Genomic DNA, 15,862 nt, shown 5'->3' with positions numbered 1-15,862 from the left:
CGGGCATTTTCTGCTGCGCAATCTCGACGATCCGGTCGATGGACAGGTCTTTGGCCTCGGGTGCGGACTTGGACACCCTGGGTTTCATAATCAAGTCGTAGGCCTCGGTCTTCTCTGCCGCGTACCGATAACCAACGCCCCACACGTAGGTGTAGATCAGCCCGGTCAGCGAGATCACGATTGAGACGACGGCTATGTAAAAGCCAACGACGGTGTGCAGGTCGCGCAGCACCACATAAGGCTTTGCCCGCAATCGCGGCAGCCACACGCCCCACACCTGGTTCGCTTTTTGCGGCCACCACAGATAGATTCCCGTCGCCACCAGCACGATCGCCCAGCAGGTGGTGAGCTCGACGACGATCCGGCCCGTGGTGCCCAGGAACAGGTTCCGGTGCAGCGTGAGCACGATATCGGAAAAGCCCCCCTTCTCGACGGAGCCCAGGTAGTGGCCCCGATAGGGATCGACGTAACCCATTTGAAACTTTTGGCCTCCCATCGCCAGTTCGGTGGCGCGCTTGGGGTTCATGAACACCTGCATCGTCCCGATTTGATACGCAGGGCCGACGGCGGCACGCGCCGCTGCCAGTTGCTGCTCGAACGTGGCGTGCTCGGCAGCCGGCTCGACGTAAAGGACCCCGGGGTGGAGTACCCCTTCCAGCTCATCTTTGAAGATCCAGAGCGCGCCGGTGGCAGACACCACGACCAGCGGCAGCGAGATGATCATTCCGGCATAGAAGTGCCACCGCCAAACGACTCGATACAAACGGTCGCCGGCGGCCGACCGCCGCGTGTCAGACGGAGGCGTCCCGGCGGATTCGGATCCGTCCTGCGCGGTCGTTTCGGTTTGCTCAACCGACGTGCTGCTCATGCGGCCGGCGCCTGGGGCTAAGGACGTTAACTTGGCAACGATTTAAGCCGATTCTGGAACGACGGATACACGTTCATCGGCGGCGAAACCCCTGAACAATGGATTGCACCCGAGACGCCCATCGGGCGCATTGTAAATGATCAAAGCCGCAGTCTCGATGTAAAACCTTCGACGAGAGTCCGAGAAAACGATCGATTTTCGGTTTCCGAGACGAGCCAGAAATCGAACGATTTGCGACACCGAGTTCAAATCCTGCCACGCAAACCGAGCCGCCGACCCGGCATCTTATTTCCTCAGAAATCTTATGTATTCTTGGGGTCGGTGGGCAAAAACGTTTGATTTCGTTCGTCGCGCTGACGACAATCGTGCGAGTTTGTTCGCCCTCGCCACCGACTGCGAGGCTGGCAGATCTGCAAGTCCTTAGGAAACGCTATTGCAATCCGCTATTGCCTTCTTTGCTGCCTGATCATCGATCAGGCGTAGCGATTTCCTTGATCACAATCGTGGCCAGTCCGAGCGTCGCTCGGTTCCAGACTTGACCCATATGGGAAATTTCGGATCAACAATCAACAGGGGTTATTATGATGCGCCATCAATTGCTTTCGGTTCTGGGCGGCATTGTTTGGCTTTGCCTAGGGCAGCACGGCAGCCTCGCCGCGCAGCTTGGCGCCGTGGAGAAAGACTTTAGCTTCCACGCTAACGGACTGCTTCTCGACCCGAATCGACCACTGCTATACGCTTCGACCAACAGCGGCCTTGAGATCATCAACACCACGACGCTTAACATCGTTAAATTCCTACCGATCGCGTTTCCCAGTTATGGGATGTCCCTCTCGGCCGACGACGGCAAACTGTATATCGCCGGCGGGGTGTCGAATTCCTTGACTGTATTGGACACCGTAGGCCAGACGTTCTTGCCAAGCGTCCAGGTCGGGAGCCCCGTTGATGCCGTGGCGACCGGCCTGAACAACCGGCTGTTTGTCGTCGACGGAAGTACCTTCCAACGGGTTGACCAAATCGACGCAAGCTCGGGACAAATAGTCGGTCCTCCGGTGCTGAACGATGCCTACAGTGGTGACTTGAAAACCAGTCCAGACCATTCCACTCTTTATTACGCAACGTACGGGCTTTCGCCGGGCGATCTTTATAAAGTCGACGTATCGACCACCACGCCAAATGTGCTCTTTCACAACGCTGGCGACATCGGGGAAAATGGTCAACAACTTGCGATCAGCAAGGATGGATCGATGGTCGCCTATGTCTGCGGATACGGTGACGGAGGTTACCAGATCCCAAATTTCCTCACGCAAGGAATGACGCTAAAGAACATCTTTCCAACTGGCGCGTATCCTAATGCTTTGGCGTTCAGCCCGGACGGCAAGCTCGCCTATGCGTTGCACTCAGTTTATCCAACGGCGGTCGATGTCTACGATACCGCGACTTCCGCGCGAGTAGGACAATTTGACGCCGCCGACAGCGGTTCGAATATGATCGTCGACAACACGGGTCAGCACTTGTTTGTCAGCTTTGACGGGGTCTACCACGGCAACAGCGACCTGATCGCTTATGGCACGGGGGTGGTTGTGCCTGAGCCATCGGCGCTCGTTCTCGGCTTCGCCGCTTTGGCCGGCCTCGGACTGGTCACCCTGCGGAAGAGTTACCCACAGGTCTGAGGCGCTTCGGTCATGCAACTCGAAACTCGGCAACCTCGCCCGACGAAGCTGGTCTGGCGGGGCTTTTTCCTTTCCGTAGCCCCACCTGCAAAGCGGCAGTGTCACCAAGTCAAACCTTTGATGGGACTTCCGAGAAATGGACCCATTGATGACGCTTGCGGACGGCGTCAGAAACTCACTGGATTCTGTGTCGCCTTGCGTCGCGCCGCGGCCGAAAGCGGCTCCGGCGCTATAGCTGTCCGACGTCGAACTTCTGTATGCGGTGATTGTAGGCGTCGACGATGTACAGATGTCCGTGACTGTCGATCGCCAGACCGTGAGGGGCCAGGAATTGGCCCGGTTCGCTCCCCTGTTGTTCGCCGAAGCCGCGCAGGTAGCGGCCGTCGCTAGTGAATTGCTGAACCCGGCCGCCGGCGGCACTGATCCACAGTCGGTCTTCGCGGTCGCGGCAGATGGCGATCGGTCCGTGCATTTCTCCATAGGTTTCAAAATCACGGCCAAAGCTACCTGGGCGATCCTCAAGGTCTCCGAAGGCCGAAAGGAAGGTGCCATCCGGCTTAAACTTTTGAATACGGCCCTCCATGCCTTCCGTCGTGTACACATTGCCATCCTTATCGAGCGTCACGAAATTTGGCCCAGCCCGCGAAATAGCGAGGGAGTTTCCACTGAACTCGCCGGCTTTTGAGCCGTGTTTCCCCCACGCAAATAAGAATCGCCCGTCCGGGTCCAGTACTTGCACGCGATGGTTCGTTTGATCGGCTACATACACGCGGCCGTCCTGCGCAATTGCCATCCCGCCCGGATAACTGAACTCACCCGGGCCGGTGCCGGTTTTGCCCCACTCGTGAAGCAACTTGCCCTCGGGACTGTAGACAGTGAGGCGGTCGGGGTTGACTTCCTTGCGACCGACCGCAGTTGGAAAATGGCTGAGGTAGACGTTTCCCGACTTGTCTAGCGCGATGCCGCCCGGATTCGGCAGGACGGCAAAGTGACCCAAGAGCTTGCCCGCGCGGTCGAATCGTTGCACGCGATTGTTGTAATGGTCCGTGATCAAGATTTCGTCCGCCGGATTGATGGCGATCCCAATCGGGAAATGGAACTCACCGGGCTCTGTTCCTTCTTTCCCCCAGGTTAAGAGGAAACGGGCCGCCGGAAGCTCGGGCTCAGCTGCACGCGAATGGGAAGACTGGTTAGTGACGAGGTCGAACAGCAGCACCACGACCGTCAATAGGGCGACCTGTCTTCGTCGCTGGGCGAGCCTGCAATCCACGTCACCCGTGCTCCTTGCAAATGCGCGGGACATCAAGATCGCTATCGCCATGAGCCCACCTCGTGCTTAGAAGCCGGAAACCGTTCGGCAGGCTGAGCCACGCCACGCCCGGCATGATAACTTGTTCAAGAAGTCAACTCAATTTGCGCAGCGATTTCTGGCGACCCCCTGCCAGATGCTCGCCCGAGGCTGGCAAGCGTGGCCCCCGTTGCGCGCACAGACCGATGCGGACTCAAGTCCGCGCCTCGTTCATGAAGCCCCTTTGTACGTTCGACGCACCATACCATGGTCCTGCAGGCCATGCCCTTCAGCCCGACCGTCGGAGCGGAAACGACGGTTTAGTGTCATTTACTAATGTGTGCGTGAGACTCGCAAAAATGGACAATTTTGTGATTCGGCGTGCGCGAGAGAATCGGATTGAAATTCCGACACAAATCCGACACAGAACCAACGATCCAGGTTCCGATCATCGTCCGGGCAGACTGGCAAAGCGAAGTTGCGATTCGCCCGAGAATACCAGTCATATCCGGCCAAGTGTCCACCAAAATCCGCGCACCTTCTGATCGCCATTCACAACACTTAAAATCCCGTATCGGGTAACCGGTGTGCGGGTTCGATCCCCGCGTCGGCCACTGAGTTACGACGATTTCGTGTGGCTGGTGGAATGGCGCGCACTCCTTATGCACTCCATACGCGATCACGCTTGGACCTTTTTGGAGTGCAAGACCTCGGGCACGAACACGTCCGCCGCGGACTCCTGCATCTGGTTCGCTAGGCTGATGTAGCCCAGCGTCGTCGAGAGCGCCTTGTGCCGCATCTTGCGCTGCAAGGTCGGAGCATCGAGCCTCGTGACGTTGAGCGTCGCGTGCGCTCGCCTGCCCGCGGCGCCGCGAATCGGGTCCACCCGCCTCTGGACGGTTCCTTCACTGAGCCTTAGATCCAGTAGGTGCCCTGCTCGCCCATGATCTTCACCTCGAGGTCTTCCCGCTGGGCCTGGAGCACAAGCTGGCCGTCGCGGTGCGGCAGATTGGCTAGTTCGTTGATTTGGACTGTCATGCCTTTGCCCCCCTATGGGGCCCTCTCGTTACTGTATAATGGCTACCACACCTAAAGGAGCATAATGACCAGCTCTCCGCTCAAACCACTACCGCTGTCTAAGCCAATTCCTCGGCGCAAATGCCCAATCTGTGGAATGTCCTCCTATTCGGCCTCCGGCGTTCACCCGCAGTGCACTGACCACAAGAACTCCTCGAAGGTCCCGAAGTCTGCCACGCATCTCCCGGCCAACAATTCGCTTAAATGGCGATTCACTTAATGCACCCCGCAAGCGCCGAGTCCTTTCGGCGCCTGTTGGGCTGCTCGTACTCACGGAAGTGAGCACATCTCCTGCTATATAACTCATCCCAGATTCACCGACCGGAGCGGCCAGGGCCGGCTTTCAAACGTCATGCTGCACCCCCGGGGACGAACACCAGGTCCGCGACTTGTGGTGGTGGGCATATCCTGGGGTCGATGTAACCCGCGGTCGTGCGCGCATCAGCATGACCGAGCAACGCCTGAGGATCGCCCCCAACTGGTTTAAGATGGCTCGCTGCCGATCGCAGATACAAGTTTGACACCGTGTAGGGCAATTCGAAGATAAGCTTGCGCTCTGGCGCGACGATAAACTGGAGCGAATCGACGACGGCTGCCGGAAAACGCTTTGCCTTGTCGGCCGCCCCGAACTTGCGCGTCTCGGCGCGACACACGAGCCAGCCGCCGTTTAGGTCGACGTCTCGCCATTCAATCTGCAGAATGGCGCCGATTCGCTCCCCGGTGAAGAATATCACCAGATGCAGGGCTTTCCACAAGAGCCGAGCCGGAACGCTGCCGACCTTTCCGGGCAAGCCGTCGATCGCATCCCAGAGTCTATCTAGCTCCTCGCGCGCACGAGCCCTGGGGAATGCGTATAGGCTCGACCAGCGGTGGCACCTCGGGGAACTCCTGACGAATAGCCTGCGCGCTCCGAAGCGCCACAGGCAAATCAGATTGTTCCTATGCGAGTTGGCTCTGAGCACAGAAAGACCTCTCTCGACGAGCGAGTACCGGAACGCCCCAATCGGCTCAACTTGAGAATCGGCCAACATGGACTCGCGCGTGCAACGAATTCTGCCAGTACCCTGTTCATTCAATGACCAGCGCGCACGTTTTTTGAACAACAGTTGACAGCGTTGGTCGATGCCAGCTAAACGATCGCTGCTCGGTGGGTGCGTGTAACCGAGCACAGACCCGAGAGCCGCCGGCGGTTGCGATTTCCCGCGGCCCGCTCCAAGGGGCGTCAGTCCGAGCCCGTCTGACGCCCCTTTTTTATGCGCTGTCAGCATCTGCATCTCATCGGCGGATTGCTTACGGCGTCCGGTGTTTAGCGACTCCCGCGCCATAGCTCGTCGGGTTTTGGGTGATGCCTTTGCTCGGCGAGCCGTTTGTTATTGTGATTGATTCGCCGTTTTTCGGGGAAAACTGCATGGCGGATCAGGATGTTATTGTGCGCTTCTTCGACGTTGATGGCGTTTCGTATCGAATTACGGAGCGACATTTCGACGGGCGCTACTTCGTTGAATGGCTGTGCATTGACTGCCACGAGCTAACCGGTTTCAGCCTGCGTGGCGACACCCTCGAAGAGGCGCTTGTGCGGGCGATGGACTGCATTGGGCTGCACCAACGCGACAAGCATGTATCGGCGTCCAAGCCGGTCGACGGTGCCTGCTAAGCCAAACCGCCCCCCCAAGAATCGCCGACCTCGCCGCGTCGCGCCAGGTACCACGGAAACACCACCGCCCGGCGGCCTTTTCATGTTTTTTTCATGTTCCGTCGTTATCATCGCGGCTTGGCTGTTCGGGGAAGCAGTGGCGGGGAGGACGATCCTCGCTCGGTCCGCAATACCGGGAGAAGTCTGTTTGACTCAGACCGCCGCTTCCGCTTCACCGACAACGGCGGCATTTTCATGCGCTCTCCGCAAACCCCGCCAGAAAGCATCGACAAAGTCGTTCAACCACGGGCACCGCGAACGTTGTCTATCCGCTCGACGCCACTCTCGTCGTGCGATACTGCCGCGCACGACGCGGCGAATCAGAGCGTTCCGCGCGCCCGAACTCTGAAATTGGCACACGCCTTGCTGCAAGGATTTGACTTTCCGGCAAACTGTTGGAAGGTTACCGTCAATTGTTGGCCAATAAAGCGGTGTCGAATCCTGAGAATGGGGGCCTGGTCAAATGGCGCCGAATTACCGACCAATTGAGAGCTATGGAATCATCGGTAACATGCGGACTGCGGCCCTGGTCGGCATGGATGGTTCGATCGATTGGCTTTGTCTGCCGCATTTTGACTCGCCGAGCGTCTTCGCCGCTGTGCTCGACTTTCGGAAGGGCGGTCGGTTTCGCATCGCTCCTTCCGGCGATGACTTTCGCAATAAGCAATTCTATTGGCCGGACACCAATATCCTCATCACACGATTCTTGCACGCGGACGGAATTGGTGAGGTCGAGGATTACATGCCAGTCAACGGTTTGGGAGACTCGTCGGATCAACTTGTGCGTCGGGTGCGCGTCGTCCGGGGCAGGGTGTCGTTCCATTTGGAATGTAGTCCAGCATTCGACTATGCCCGAGCACCGCCTGAAATACATCTCGGCGAACACGGCGCCCACTTCGACGGTCCTCGTCTTAGGCTGGGACTGGCGTCGCCGGTGCGCCTCGATCGGATCGCTGGGGGCGTAGTCGCCGATTTTACGCTAGGCGAGGGCGAGAGCGTTGCGTTCGTATTGCGCAGCCTGGCCGCCGACGATCCACTGACGCGCGGTCCGGAAGGTGGGCAGGCGGAGGACCTTTTTCGCGCCACCGTCGAATTCTGGCGGCGATGGCTTTCCAAGTGCACTTATGCGGGTCGCTGGCGAGAAATTGTGCAGCGTTCTGCATTGACACTGAAACTACTGTGCTTTGAGCCGACCGGTGCTATCGTGGCGGCTCCCACTTGCAGCCTGCCGGAGTCGATCGGGGGACAACGCAACTGGGACTATCGCTATACCTGGATCCGTGACGCGGCCTTTACGCTGTACGCACTCTTGCGCATTGGGTTTACCGAGGAGGCAGCTCACTTCAAAGACTGGTTGGAAGATCGCTGGCAAGAAGCCGACAGCAATGGTCCTGGACCATTGCAACTGATGTACGGCATCGACGGGCGGGCCGATCTTACGGAGCAGACTCTCGACCACCTGGAGGGATATCGAGGTTCGGCGCCCGTACGGATTGGCAACGCAGCCCATCGTCAGCTGCAACTCGATATCTATGGCAAGTTGATGGATGCCGCTTATTTGCACAACAAGTATGTCGAACCTATCGGCTATGAGAGTTGGCGCCGATTGCGACGCCTGGTCGACTGGCTCTGCGAGAATTGGCGGCGAGAGGATGATGGCATTTGGGAAGTGCGCGGCGGCGCGCGGCAGTTCGTTTACTCAAAACTGATGTGTTGGGTAGCGCTGGACCGCGGTCTGCGACTGGCCGACAAACGTTCATTTCCGGCGGACCGCGCACGCTGGTTAAAGGAGCGCGACGAGATTTACGAACAGGTCATGTCGCAGGGATGGAACACGGATCGCAAGGCATTCGTGCAATCCTACGGGTCCGACGCGCTGGACGCTTCGACGTTGCTGATGCCGCTGGTGTTCTTCATGGCCCCCAGCGATCCGCGCATGTTGAAGACGATCGACGCCATTCGGCGGTCGGTCGCCGTGGGCGGCCTGGCTGCCGATGGTTTAGTGTACCGCTACGATCCCAATGTGGCTCTCGACGACCTGGGGGGTCGCGAAGGTACGTTCAACATGTGCTCGTTCTGGCTCGTCGAAGCGCTAACGCGCGCAGGCCAGACGGACACGCAAAGGCTGGAAGATGCCCGACTCATGTTCGAGCAAGTGCTTGGATATGCCAATCACCTGGGCCTTTATTCCGAGCAAACCGGCGCCAGCGGCGAAGCGCTGGGGAACTTCCCGCAGGCCTTTACGCACCTGGCGCTGATCAGCGCCGCGTTTAACCTCGATCGTGCGTTGGACAAACATCGTTCGGGCCGTCGCCCTTGATCATGCCGTGATGAGAACAATGAATAGGAGGAAAACACATGTCTATATCAAGCCAAAGTCGCGATGCACCGACCGTCGAATTGAAAGAGAAACAGTCGGCTCTTTCCGCCGTTTAACCCTATGGAAACTCTAGAATGGAGCACGAAATCCATCGTAAGGCATGGTTTGCGAAGTGGGCGAAACAGTCGATGGTGTTCGAAACCATTGATCTGCCCACAGGTGCAGCCAACCATCTTCGGACATCGCGGGTGGGTTCGCCACCCACATCCGCGCGCATTGGGCCTGGGTCATCCCGCTGCCAAAAATGCTGAACTTTGCCGAAGCCGGGCCACTGCTGTGCGAGGGCATCACTGTCTTCGCCCCACTCGAAACGTTCGTCAAGCCGACCGCCCGGGTGGGCATTATCAGCATCGGTGGCTGGGGCAAATGGCTGTGTAATTCGCAGCCGCGTACGGCTGCGATGTGGCTGCGTTCACGTCGAGCCAGAGCAAATTCGATGAGGCGAAAGCTTGTAGCCAATGGGACGGGTTTTGACCCTCAACGATATCACGGATGCGGTCATGTAATTGAACGACGCCGCGACGGTCACGGGTCACGCCCTGTACGTCGATGGCGGCGCGCATTTCGGCCGCTGGTGATTGCGCCGGCACTTGCGGAGAGGGCTTAGAAGTAAAACGGTCTCAGCGGCTGGTCGCAGCCAGAGCCGGGACGTCGGGCTACGCGGGAAGCGTACGCCGACCCAACACCTAGAGACGTTTTTCGATCAATCCCCCAGTAATCTCAGTTTGTATCGGGATGCAAGTTCCTCGACCCAATCGGACGAGTAGGTCACAGCATACTTTATTGCCAATTCTTGTCTGACGTCTGGGTCTCCTGCCTCTGCAAGTTCGGCGAAATAGCGTTCAAAGCCTGCTGGCGAGATGATCTCAAGCAGTCGCGCCGGCTCAGGACCGGCGTTCCAGAATGTGTGCATGAACCCCCGCGGCTTGAAGAGATAACTGCCGGGTCCCGCAATGACTTCCTGATCGCCGACTCGGGCACCGATCGTGCCTTGTAGTACGTAAGAATATTCGTCCTCACGCACGTGGACGTGTGGTAGCACCAGGCGCCCTGGATCGATGGGGTGCTCGACGATCGCGAAGGCACCTCCGGTGTCTGCTCCTGAAACTTTGAAAACGACTTCCATCCCGCCGAGTGAAACGGAGCGCCCGTCCCCGGGGCTGATCGCAATTCTTTGTAGGTTCATGTTCGCCAGCCTCCTCGCAGGTAGCCGAAGAGTGTTTGTTCAGCAGCCGTTATTTTAGTCAAGTCGCCAGCTTGTCCGCATTAGTCACGTCGACGGGGCCTGGCGATGTCACGGTCCCTCGGAGCGTAGCGATTTGCCATATGTTACTCCATTTGTCTTCCACCATACCATGGCGGTCGCCAGCGGGCATATCGGAAGGTTCGTCAGCAGCAACCGCACCGACCTGAGTTTTATGGGGTTCTGTTCGATGCGAGGTGCATGAGATCGTTCATCGGTTGCGTCTGGTTCACCTCATCGACGACTCCTCCTTCGTCGATCGCGCGCGAAACGTTAACTACCTTGACGTCGGGCAGCAACTGTGAAACGAAATGTGTCGCGTAGAAGTCTCGGACGTCGTCGCGCCCTCGGGCGCCGATCATCAGTGGGACCAAGTTGACGCATGCAACCGTCGTCGTCGTCGCGTTTGCGCCGGCTTGGAGGGCGGCCAGGCTGCCGGCATGATCGCAGTGACAATGGGTCATGAGGATTGCGCGGATGTCTTAGCAGCGACGACCGCATGCCGCGATTCCCTGTAGGATGGCGTCGGCGCTTCCGGCGAATCCCGTGTCGACGATTGTGACGGACCCGCCGTTGGCTGCATTTCCGGTGCCGCTCAATTGACGTGCGTGGCAATTTGCCAGCAGTTGCCCTCACATGTCTTCTGCCCTGGCATAGCGAACACCAGTGGGGCTGTACTGCGGTTACCGAGTTCAGTTTCGAGAGGGTCGAGCGGAGCAGAGCGGTCCGGACACCGTTGGTTTTATCCAAATGCCGCGCCCGAGCCGAATCGCCGGATATTGACTATTGCGATAGTCTCTGGTACTTTGGCCGTGTGGCACCAACAGGAGCATGGCGGCATGACGCGACCGAAAGAGCCCCTGGGTCATCTCGAACTCGATGTCCTGCAGTACGTGGCCGACCATCATCCGATTACGGTTCGAGAAGTAGCCGACCATTTTGCCGAAACGTCAGGACGCGCGCGTACAACCCTGCTGACGACGATGGAGCGGCTCCGCACAAAGGGCTATTTGGCGCGCCGCAAAGTCAAAGGTGTGCACAGATACACGCCCACCGCGTCCAAGGCAGAGTTTCTTTGTCGCCTGGTCGCAGATTTCGTGGACGAGTCGCTCGGGGGTTCGGTGTCTCCTTTTTTCGCCTATCTCAGCCAATCATCGTTGCTGACCGCCGAAGAAGCTCGCAAGCTGGAACAACTGCTCAAACGCATCGAGTCGCGTGAATAAAGGGACGAGCGATGATCCACATGTTGGACCAATTCGCTGAGCTATGGGGAGCCAGCCTGTGGCGGGCCGCCTGGCAGGGGGCCATCGCGATTGCGGCAGCCGGTGCGATCCACCGCTGGTGTACTTTTCTTTCGCCGCGTGTCGTTTGCTGGGTGTGGCGCCTGGCCTGCCTGAAGCTGCTGGTGGCTCTGTTTTGGATTCCGCCAGTCGAGTTGGCATTTCTGCCGGTAGACACGGGCGTTCTACCTGCCGGCCAGACGGTGTCGCAGGTCATGCCAATGCCGGAGGCGGCTTCTCGTGTTGTGGCTGAGGAGCGCGATTCCCTCCCGCGACCACAACCGGAACCTGCGCCTGGACCGGCGCCTGAATCGGCGCGAATCGTTGTTTCATGGCCCATTCTGCTCCTGCCTGTTTGGCTGCTTGGCGTTGTGTACTGCATCGGGCGAACCGCGCAACAGTGGCGTTCAATTCGTCAGCTTGTGCAGGGGCAAGGAATCAGCGCGACGGATCATTTGCTCCGGATTTTCCAAGAGGAAGGCGTCCGCTTGGGAATACGGCGATTGCCTCGGCTGCAATTCTCATCCCAGGTTGAAAGTCCACTATTGGTCGGCGTTTGGCGGCCATCGATCATCCTGCCCGAGAAAAGTGACACAGCGTTCACTGACCATGAACTTCGCATGATGCTCGCACATGAGTTGGCGCATCTCAAACGCCACGACTTGGTGTGGAATTGGCTGCCCACCGTGGCCACCTGGTTGTTTTACTTTCACCCGCTGGTTTGGGCCATGGTTCGACGTTGGTCGGAAGTCCAAGAAGCAGCCTGCGACGAGCTGCTGATCCAGCGATGCGCCACGGATCCGGCCGCCTATGGCCGCCTGCTGGTGAAGTTATCTGCCCTGTTCTCGATGGAATCCAATTCCGGACATGCGGCTGTTGGCGTGTTGGGATCGTATCGCAACCTCGAACGGAGGATACTAACAATGGCCCGCGTAAGACCCTTTTCCGCGCGCTATGTGACGATTGCCGCCTGTCTGCTGTCGATGATCGCCGCGATTGCCATGGTGCCCTGGCAACTCGTCGCCCAAGGGCCCTCAAGCCCGCGGCAAGCAGAAACCATCGCACCAACCGCCGAGGCGCAGGTCGAGCAGCACGCCGAAACTCGCCAGGATCTTGGCAAAGGCAAAGAAGTCGACATGGTTGTGGAACTCGACGAGTCCCCAAAGGTCGTAATTGCCAACCCTCAGTCGAAGACTGTCGATGTCAGCCAGCAATACGTCGCTAAGATCCACTCGCACCGCCACATCCAAGTTCGCGCCTTGGAAAAGGGCTATATCGAGTCGGTCCCGCTCAAGGAGGGGCAGGCGGTGAAGAAGGGCGATCGGCTGTTCAATGTCAGGCCGATTCTTTACCAGAAAAAGGTAGATGCCAAGAACGCCGAGGCCAAGCTCGCGCAGCTGCAATTGAAGTACACCCAGAAGCTGGCCGACGACAAAGTGGTTTCTCAGGATGAGGTGGACCTGCGCAAGGTCGAGCTGGATATGGCCCAGGCCAACGCAGACCTGGCGAAGGCCGAATTGGACTTTGCCACCGTGAAAGCGCCGTTTGACGGCATCATCGACCGGCTACGCGTCCAGGGGGGTAGCCTGGTGCAGGAGGGGGACGTCCTTACAACCATGTCCGACAACAGCGTGATGTGGGTCTATTTCAACGTCCCCGAAGCCCGTTACTTGGAAGACATGGCCGATCCGGATCAGCATAACGAGGATCGACAAATCGAACTGGTGCTGGCCAACGGTAAAAAGTTTTCGCAGGTCGGCAAGCTTGGCGCGATCGAGGCCGACTTCAACGACGAGACCGGAGCCATCCCCTACCGCGCAGATTTTCCGAACCCGAACCGCCTGTTGCGTCACGGTCAATCAGGCACGGTGTTGATCCATCGTGTACTGAAAGACGCTATCGTCATCCCTCAACGGGCGACTTTCGAGGTGCTCAACAAGCGGTACGTGTTCGTCGTCGACAAAGACAATGTGGCGCATCAGCGCGAGATTGGCATCCAGAATGAGGTCGACGACATCTTTGTCATCAATACGGGGGTCGGTGTTGACGATAAGATCGTGGTCGACGGAATCCGACGCGTTCGCGACGGCGAGAAGGTGGAGTTCTAAGCTCGTCCCAGTTTTCCTCGCACCAACCGATGGTGCCGGTGATCTGCTATTCCTGCGCAGCCAGGTCGTCAAGCCCCCTGCGACATACGATCTAGGCATTGCCGCCTTGGCCGGCCCAGGAGTTTTCACGGCGCGCTAGTCGTGCCGTCGATCGTAAATCGCCACGACCATGTAACTCGAAAGCCGAGAGGTCCGATTCGGTGTCCGTAGGTCGAGAGCCACAACATTACCTCTCAATGGTGATCAGGCTGGCGATAACCATCTTGGATTAACGCTCTTCGTAGTCAACCTTTTCCCCGTCAAGCACTTGTCCGATCCCATCGAGCACGATTTTGTCATCGACACTAACACCCGACCTAACGACGAAAAGGTCTCCCAGCTCGTATTGGATGACGACCTCGCGCTGATGCGCCACATCGTCCTGATCGATCACGTAGACGTAACGCTTTTGACGAACTTCGCAGGTAGCCTTCTGCGGGATGACAAGGACGTCTCGCGGTACTTGGCGGATGAACACGGTGCAAGTCTGACCGTGACGCAGAACTCGGTCCGGGTTGGAAAAGTCTGCACGAAAGGTGAAGTTTCGCGGCTCGTCGTTGAAGTCGTGCTCGATCTTGGCCATCTTGCCGATCTGGTCGAAGTTTTTGCCCTCCGACAATACGAGTTCAACTTGCCGTTGGTCTAGAGACCGCATGTGCTCGGCCACGACATCGAGGAATTGTTCCTTTGTGACCTTGAAATAAACCTGCATCACGGAATCATCTGACAACGTCGTGAGGATTTCGCCCTCTTCGACCATGCTGCCCGGTTTGTGCTGCAGACGGCCGACGGTGCCATCAAAGGGCGCTTTGTATATATCGAACTTCGATCCGGCTCGTATCGGCTGCCCCTTGGTCTGATACTCGACGGGGATAATCCAGAACCACTGCCCGTTGGTCCGAAAAGGCGTGGGAGTAGGAATGATGGTTTTGAACAACACATCCCCCTCTTTCACGTGTTGCCCCTCCTTGACCGCGATCTCCGCGAGCCGACCTCGAACTAGGGCACGGACTTTGACGTCCCGCTGCGCTTGGATTTGTCCGACAAACGGCTGCACGAGCGTGAAGGCCTTCAACTGCGGCTTGGTGGCCGTGATCTTCGCCTCCCTGTCTAGCTCCGATTTGTTTTGTTGCGCCCGAACCGGTTCAAGCACTAGCGTCGTTGCTGTGACGGCCAGCGCGATCCAGCCAAAGAGCAAAATGCGATAACGATTCCGACCTAGGGCGAGCATTTCGATTCTCCTTCGAATGGAGATAGCCCCGGCGAATGCGAAGGTCATCGGCACACGTACGGGGCCAACCCGGGTCACACCATCGACAACCGCAAGCAGGGTCTGGGATGCAATGTTGGGCAAGCCGGATGGCCGCTCGAGTGCCAGCGCCTCGCAACACCCTTCTGTCGCGTTGCTCAACTGCACGAATTGAACAACGGACTCATTGTATTCATTCCAAAGGCGGGCGTTTAGCAAGAATCGCAATAGTGGATAGATCGTAACTGGATTCAAAGCACCGTCAGATCGCGGTTAGACTGGGGCATGGTCACTGGCGCCCTGCGCATAGCTGAATAGCAATTCTCGTCTTTGCCCGGCATGCCTTGCCAATCGGCAACGATCGTGGCGTCGTCCACGAGCCGACTCGATCTACTTTGTGCGAGAGCACGAGAACACGATACGATTCCCGTCGGGGGAAAAGTGGGGAGCATCGATCCACCCACTCTGCATTTGCAGCACGCGCGGCGGAGTATCCGCGTCGACATCGACCACTAGAATGCGACCGTCCGTGCTGAAAACTAGCTGCTTGCCATCGGGGGAATAGCTGAGCCCGCTTGGTTTTGTTACATCGAGACGAACTCGGGAAATCTCGCCCGTCGCACCGACGATTAGTAGTTTGTCTGGCTCGCGGGTACGACCTTTTATATTGCCAAAGATGGCGAGAGATTTCCCGTCGGGCGACCAAGCGACCAGGTCGCGTCTCGGCATCAGCGGAAGATTTAACGTGCGTTCCGTGCCGGTTCCGGAGTCGAGCATCGTTAGGTCGGTTTTCCTCGACATAACAAAAATGATCTCGCTGCCGTCTGGGTTGAATCGACCGACACCTGAGCCGACATTTTTACTGCCGCTCCCGTCAATGTTAACAACCCAAGCGACATTGTCATTGGTCACAAGCAATTGTTTGTCGTCGATGGACCAGTCGGGATGCATGCCCTCGACTAAG

General features: G+C 58.1%; 14 protein-coding genes. 5 read left to right on the top strand and 9 right to left on the bottom strand.

Going from position 1 to position 15,862, the window contains the following annotated elements; all coding sequences use genetic code 11:
• Nucleotides 1-724 (bottom strand): PepSY-associated TM helix domain-containing protein (locus tag VGG64_04390; GenBank protein ID HEY1598815.1); only part of this gene is annotated, 724 nt, incomplete at its 3' end.
• A gap of 725 nt (nucleotides 725-1,449) precedes the next feature.
• Here VGG64_04390 and VGG64_04385 point away from each other — a divergent pair.
• Entirely contained in the window at nucleotides 1,450-2,541 is a 1,092-nt protein-coding gene (locus VGG64_04385; protein HEY1598814.1) for a YncE family protein, read from the top strand.
• 229 nt (nucleotides 2,542-2,770) lie between these two features.
• On the opposite strand, the gene VGG64_04380 is transcribed toward VGG64_04385, so the two are convergent.
• The 4 genes from VGG64_04380 to VGG64_04365 all read right to left on the bottom strand — a co-directional run bounded on the left by VGG64_04380 (nucleotide 2,771) and on the right by VGG64_04365 (nucleotide 5,697).
• Complete coding sequence (locus tag VGG64_04380) at nucleotides 2,771-3,811, bottom strand: NHL repeat-containing protein (GenBank protein HEY1598813.1); 1,041 nt, start codon at nucleotides 3,809-3,811, stop codon at nucleotides 2,771-2,773.
• Between the two features lie 697 nt (nucleotides 3,812-4,508).
• Nucleotides 4,509-4,715, bottom strand: a complete 207-nt coding sequence (locus tag VGG64_04375) for a hypothetical protein (protein ID HEY1598812.1) — start codon at nucleotides 4,713-4,715, stop codon at nucleotides 4,509-4,511.
• A gap of 29 nt (nucleotides 4,716-4,744) precedes the next feature.
• Nucleotides 4,745-4,867, bottom strand: a complete 123-nt coding sequence (locus tag VGG64_04370; GenBank protein ID HEY1598811.1) for a hypothetical protein — start codon at nucleotides 4,865-4,867, stop codon at nucleotides 4,745-4,747.
• 389 nt (nucleotides 4,868-5,256) lie between these two features.
• Nucleotides 5,257-5,697, bottom strand: a complete 441-nt coding sequence (locus tag VGG64_04365; GenBank protein HEY1598810.1) for a hypothetical protein — start codon at nucleotides 5,695-5,697, stop codon at nucleotides 5,257-5,259.
• A gap of 560 nt (nucleotides 5,698-6,257) precedes the next feature.
• On the opposite strand from VGG64_04365, the gene VGG64_04360 reads away from it, so the two are divergent.
• Together VGG64_04360 and VGG64_04355 are read left to right on the top strand one after the other, a co-directional pair.
• Entirely contained in the window at nucleotides 6,258-6,560 is a 303-nt protein-coding gene (locus VGG64_04360) for a hypothetical protein (GenBank protein HEY1598809.1), read from the top strand.
• A gap of 502 nt (nucleotides 6,561-7,062) precedes the next feature.
• Nucleotides 7,063-8,919, top strand: coding sequence for a glycoside hydrolase family 15 protein (locus tag VGG64_04355; GenBank protein ID HEY1598808.1), 1,857 nt, complete (start codon nucleotides 7,063-7,065; stop codon nucleotides 8,917-8,919).
• A 763-nt stretch (nucleotides 8,920-9,682) separates the two neighbouring features.
• Here the strand turns inward: VGG64_04355 and VGG64_04350 are convergent.
• Both VGG64_04350 and VGG64_04345 read right to left on the bottom strand, forming a co-directional pair.
• Nucleotides 9,683-10,165: a cupin domain-containing protein gene (locus VGG64_04350; protein ID HEY1598807.1), complete on the bottom strand. Its 483-nt coding sequence runs from the start codon at nucleotides 10,163-10,165 to the stop codon at nucleotides 9,683-9,685.
• Nucleotides 10,166-10,395: 230 nt separating this feature from the next.
• Nucleotides 10,396-10,686: a hypothetical protein gene (locus tag VGG64_04345; GenBank protein HEY1598806.1), complete on the bottom strand. Its 291-nt coding sequence runs from the start codon at nucleotides 10,684-10,686 to the stop codon at nucleotides 10,396-10,398.
• Nucleotides 10,687-11,061: 375 nt separating this feature from the next.
• Here VGG64_04345 and VGG64_04340 point away from each other — a divergent pair, with 375 nt between their 5' ends.
• Together VGG64_04340 and VGG64_04335 are read left to right on the top strand one after the other, a co-directional pair.
• Nucleotides 11,062-11,445: a BlaI/MecI/CopY family transcriptional regulator gene (locus tag VGG64_04340; protein HEY1598805.1), complete on the top strand. Its 384-nt coding sequence runs from the start codon at nucleotides 11,062-11,064 to the stop codon at nucleotides 11,443-11,445.
• An 11-nt stretch (nucleotides 11,446-11,456) separates the two neighbouring features.
• Nucleotides 11,457-13,610 carry an efflux RND transporter periplasmic adaptor subunit gene (locus VGG64_04335; GenBank protein HEY1598804.1) on the top strand — a complete coding sequence of 718 codons (2,154 nt, stop codon included), beginning with the start codon at nucleotides 11,457-11,459 and terminating at the stop codon, nucleotides 13,608-13,610.
• 268 nt (nucleotides 13,611-13,878) lie between these two features.
• On the opposite strand, the gene VGG64_04330 is transcribed toward VGG64_04335, so the two are convergent.
• Together VGG64_04330 and VGG64_04325 are read right to left on the bottom strand one after the other, a co-directional pair.
• Nucleotides 13,879-14,880, bottom strand: coding sequence for an efflux RND transporter periplasmic adaptor subunit (locus VGG64_04330; protein HEY1598803.1), 1,002 nt, complete (start codon nucleotides 14,878-14,880; stop codon nucleotides 13,879-13,881).
• A 408-nt stretch (nucleotides 14,881-15,288) separates the two neighbouring features.
• Nucleotides 15,289-15,862 (bottom strand): hypothetical protein (locus tag VGG64_04325; GenBank protein HEY1598802.1); only part of this gene is annotated, 574 nt, incomplete at its 5' end.

Source organism: Pirellulales bacterium (genome assembly GCA_036490175.1).
GTDB lineage: Bacteria > Planctomycetota > Planctomycetia > Pirellulales > JACPPG01 > JACPPG01.
Note: the sequence above shows the minus strand (reverse complement) of the source record. Positions and strands in the feature narration are given on the sequence as shown.

What these genes read in the sequence shown, in the direction of transcription:
- VGG64_04385 (HEY1598814.1), top strand. Translation starts at nt 1,450, where the DNA reads ATGATGCGCCATCAATTGCTTTCGGTTCTGGGCGGCATTGTTTGGCTT.
- VGG64_04370 (HEY1598811.1), bottom strand. Translation starts at nt 4,867, where the DNA reads ATGACAGTCCAAATCAACGAACTAGCCAATCTGCCGCACCGCGACGGC.
- VGG64_04355 (HEY1598808.1), top strand. Translation starts at nt 7,063, where the DNA reads ATGGCGCCGAATTACCGACCAATTGAGAGCTATGGAATCATCGGTAAC.
- VGG64_04350 (HEY1598807.1), bottom strand. Translation starts at nt 10,165, where the DNA reads ATGAACCTACAAAGAATTGCGATCAGCCCCGGGGACGGGCGCTCCGTT.
- VGG64_04345 (HEY1598806.1), bottom strand. Translation starts at nt 10,686, where the DNA reads ATGACCCATTGTCACTGCGATCATGCCGGCAGCCTGGCCGCCCTCCAA.
- VGG64_04340 (HEY1598805.1), top strand. Translation starts at nt 11,062, where the DNA reads ATGACGCGACCGAAAGAGCCCCTGGGTCATCTCGAACTCGATGTCCTG.
- VGG64_04335 (HEY1598804.1), top strand. Translation starts at nt 11,457, where the DNA reads ATGATCCACATGTTGGACCAATTCGCTGAGCTATGGGGAGCCAGCCTG.
- VGG64_04330 (HEY1598803.1), bottom strand. Translation starts at nt 14,880, where the DNA reads ATGCTCGCCCTAGGTCGGAATCGTTATCGCATTTTGCTCTTTGGCTGG.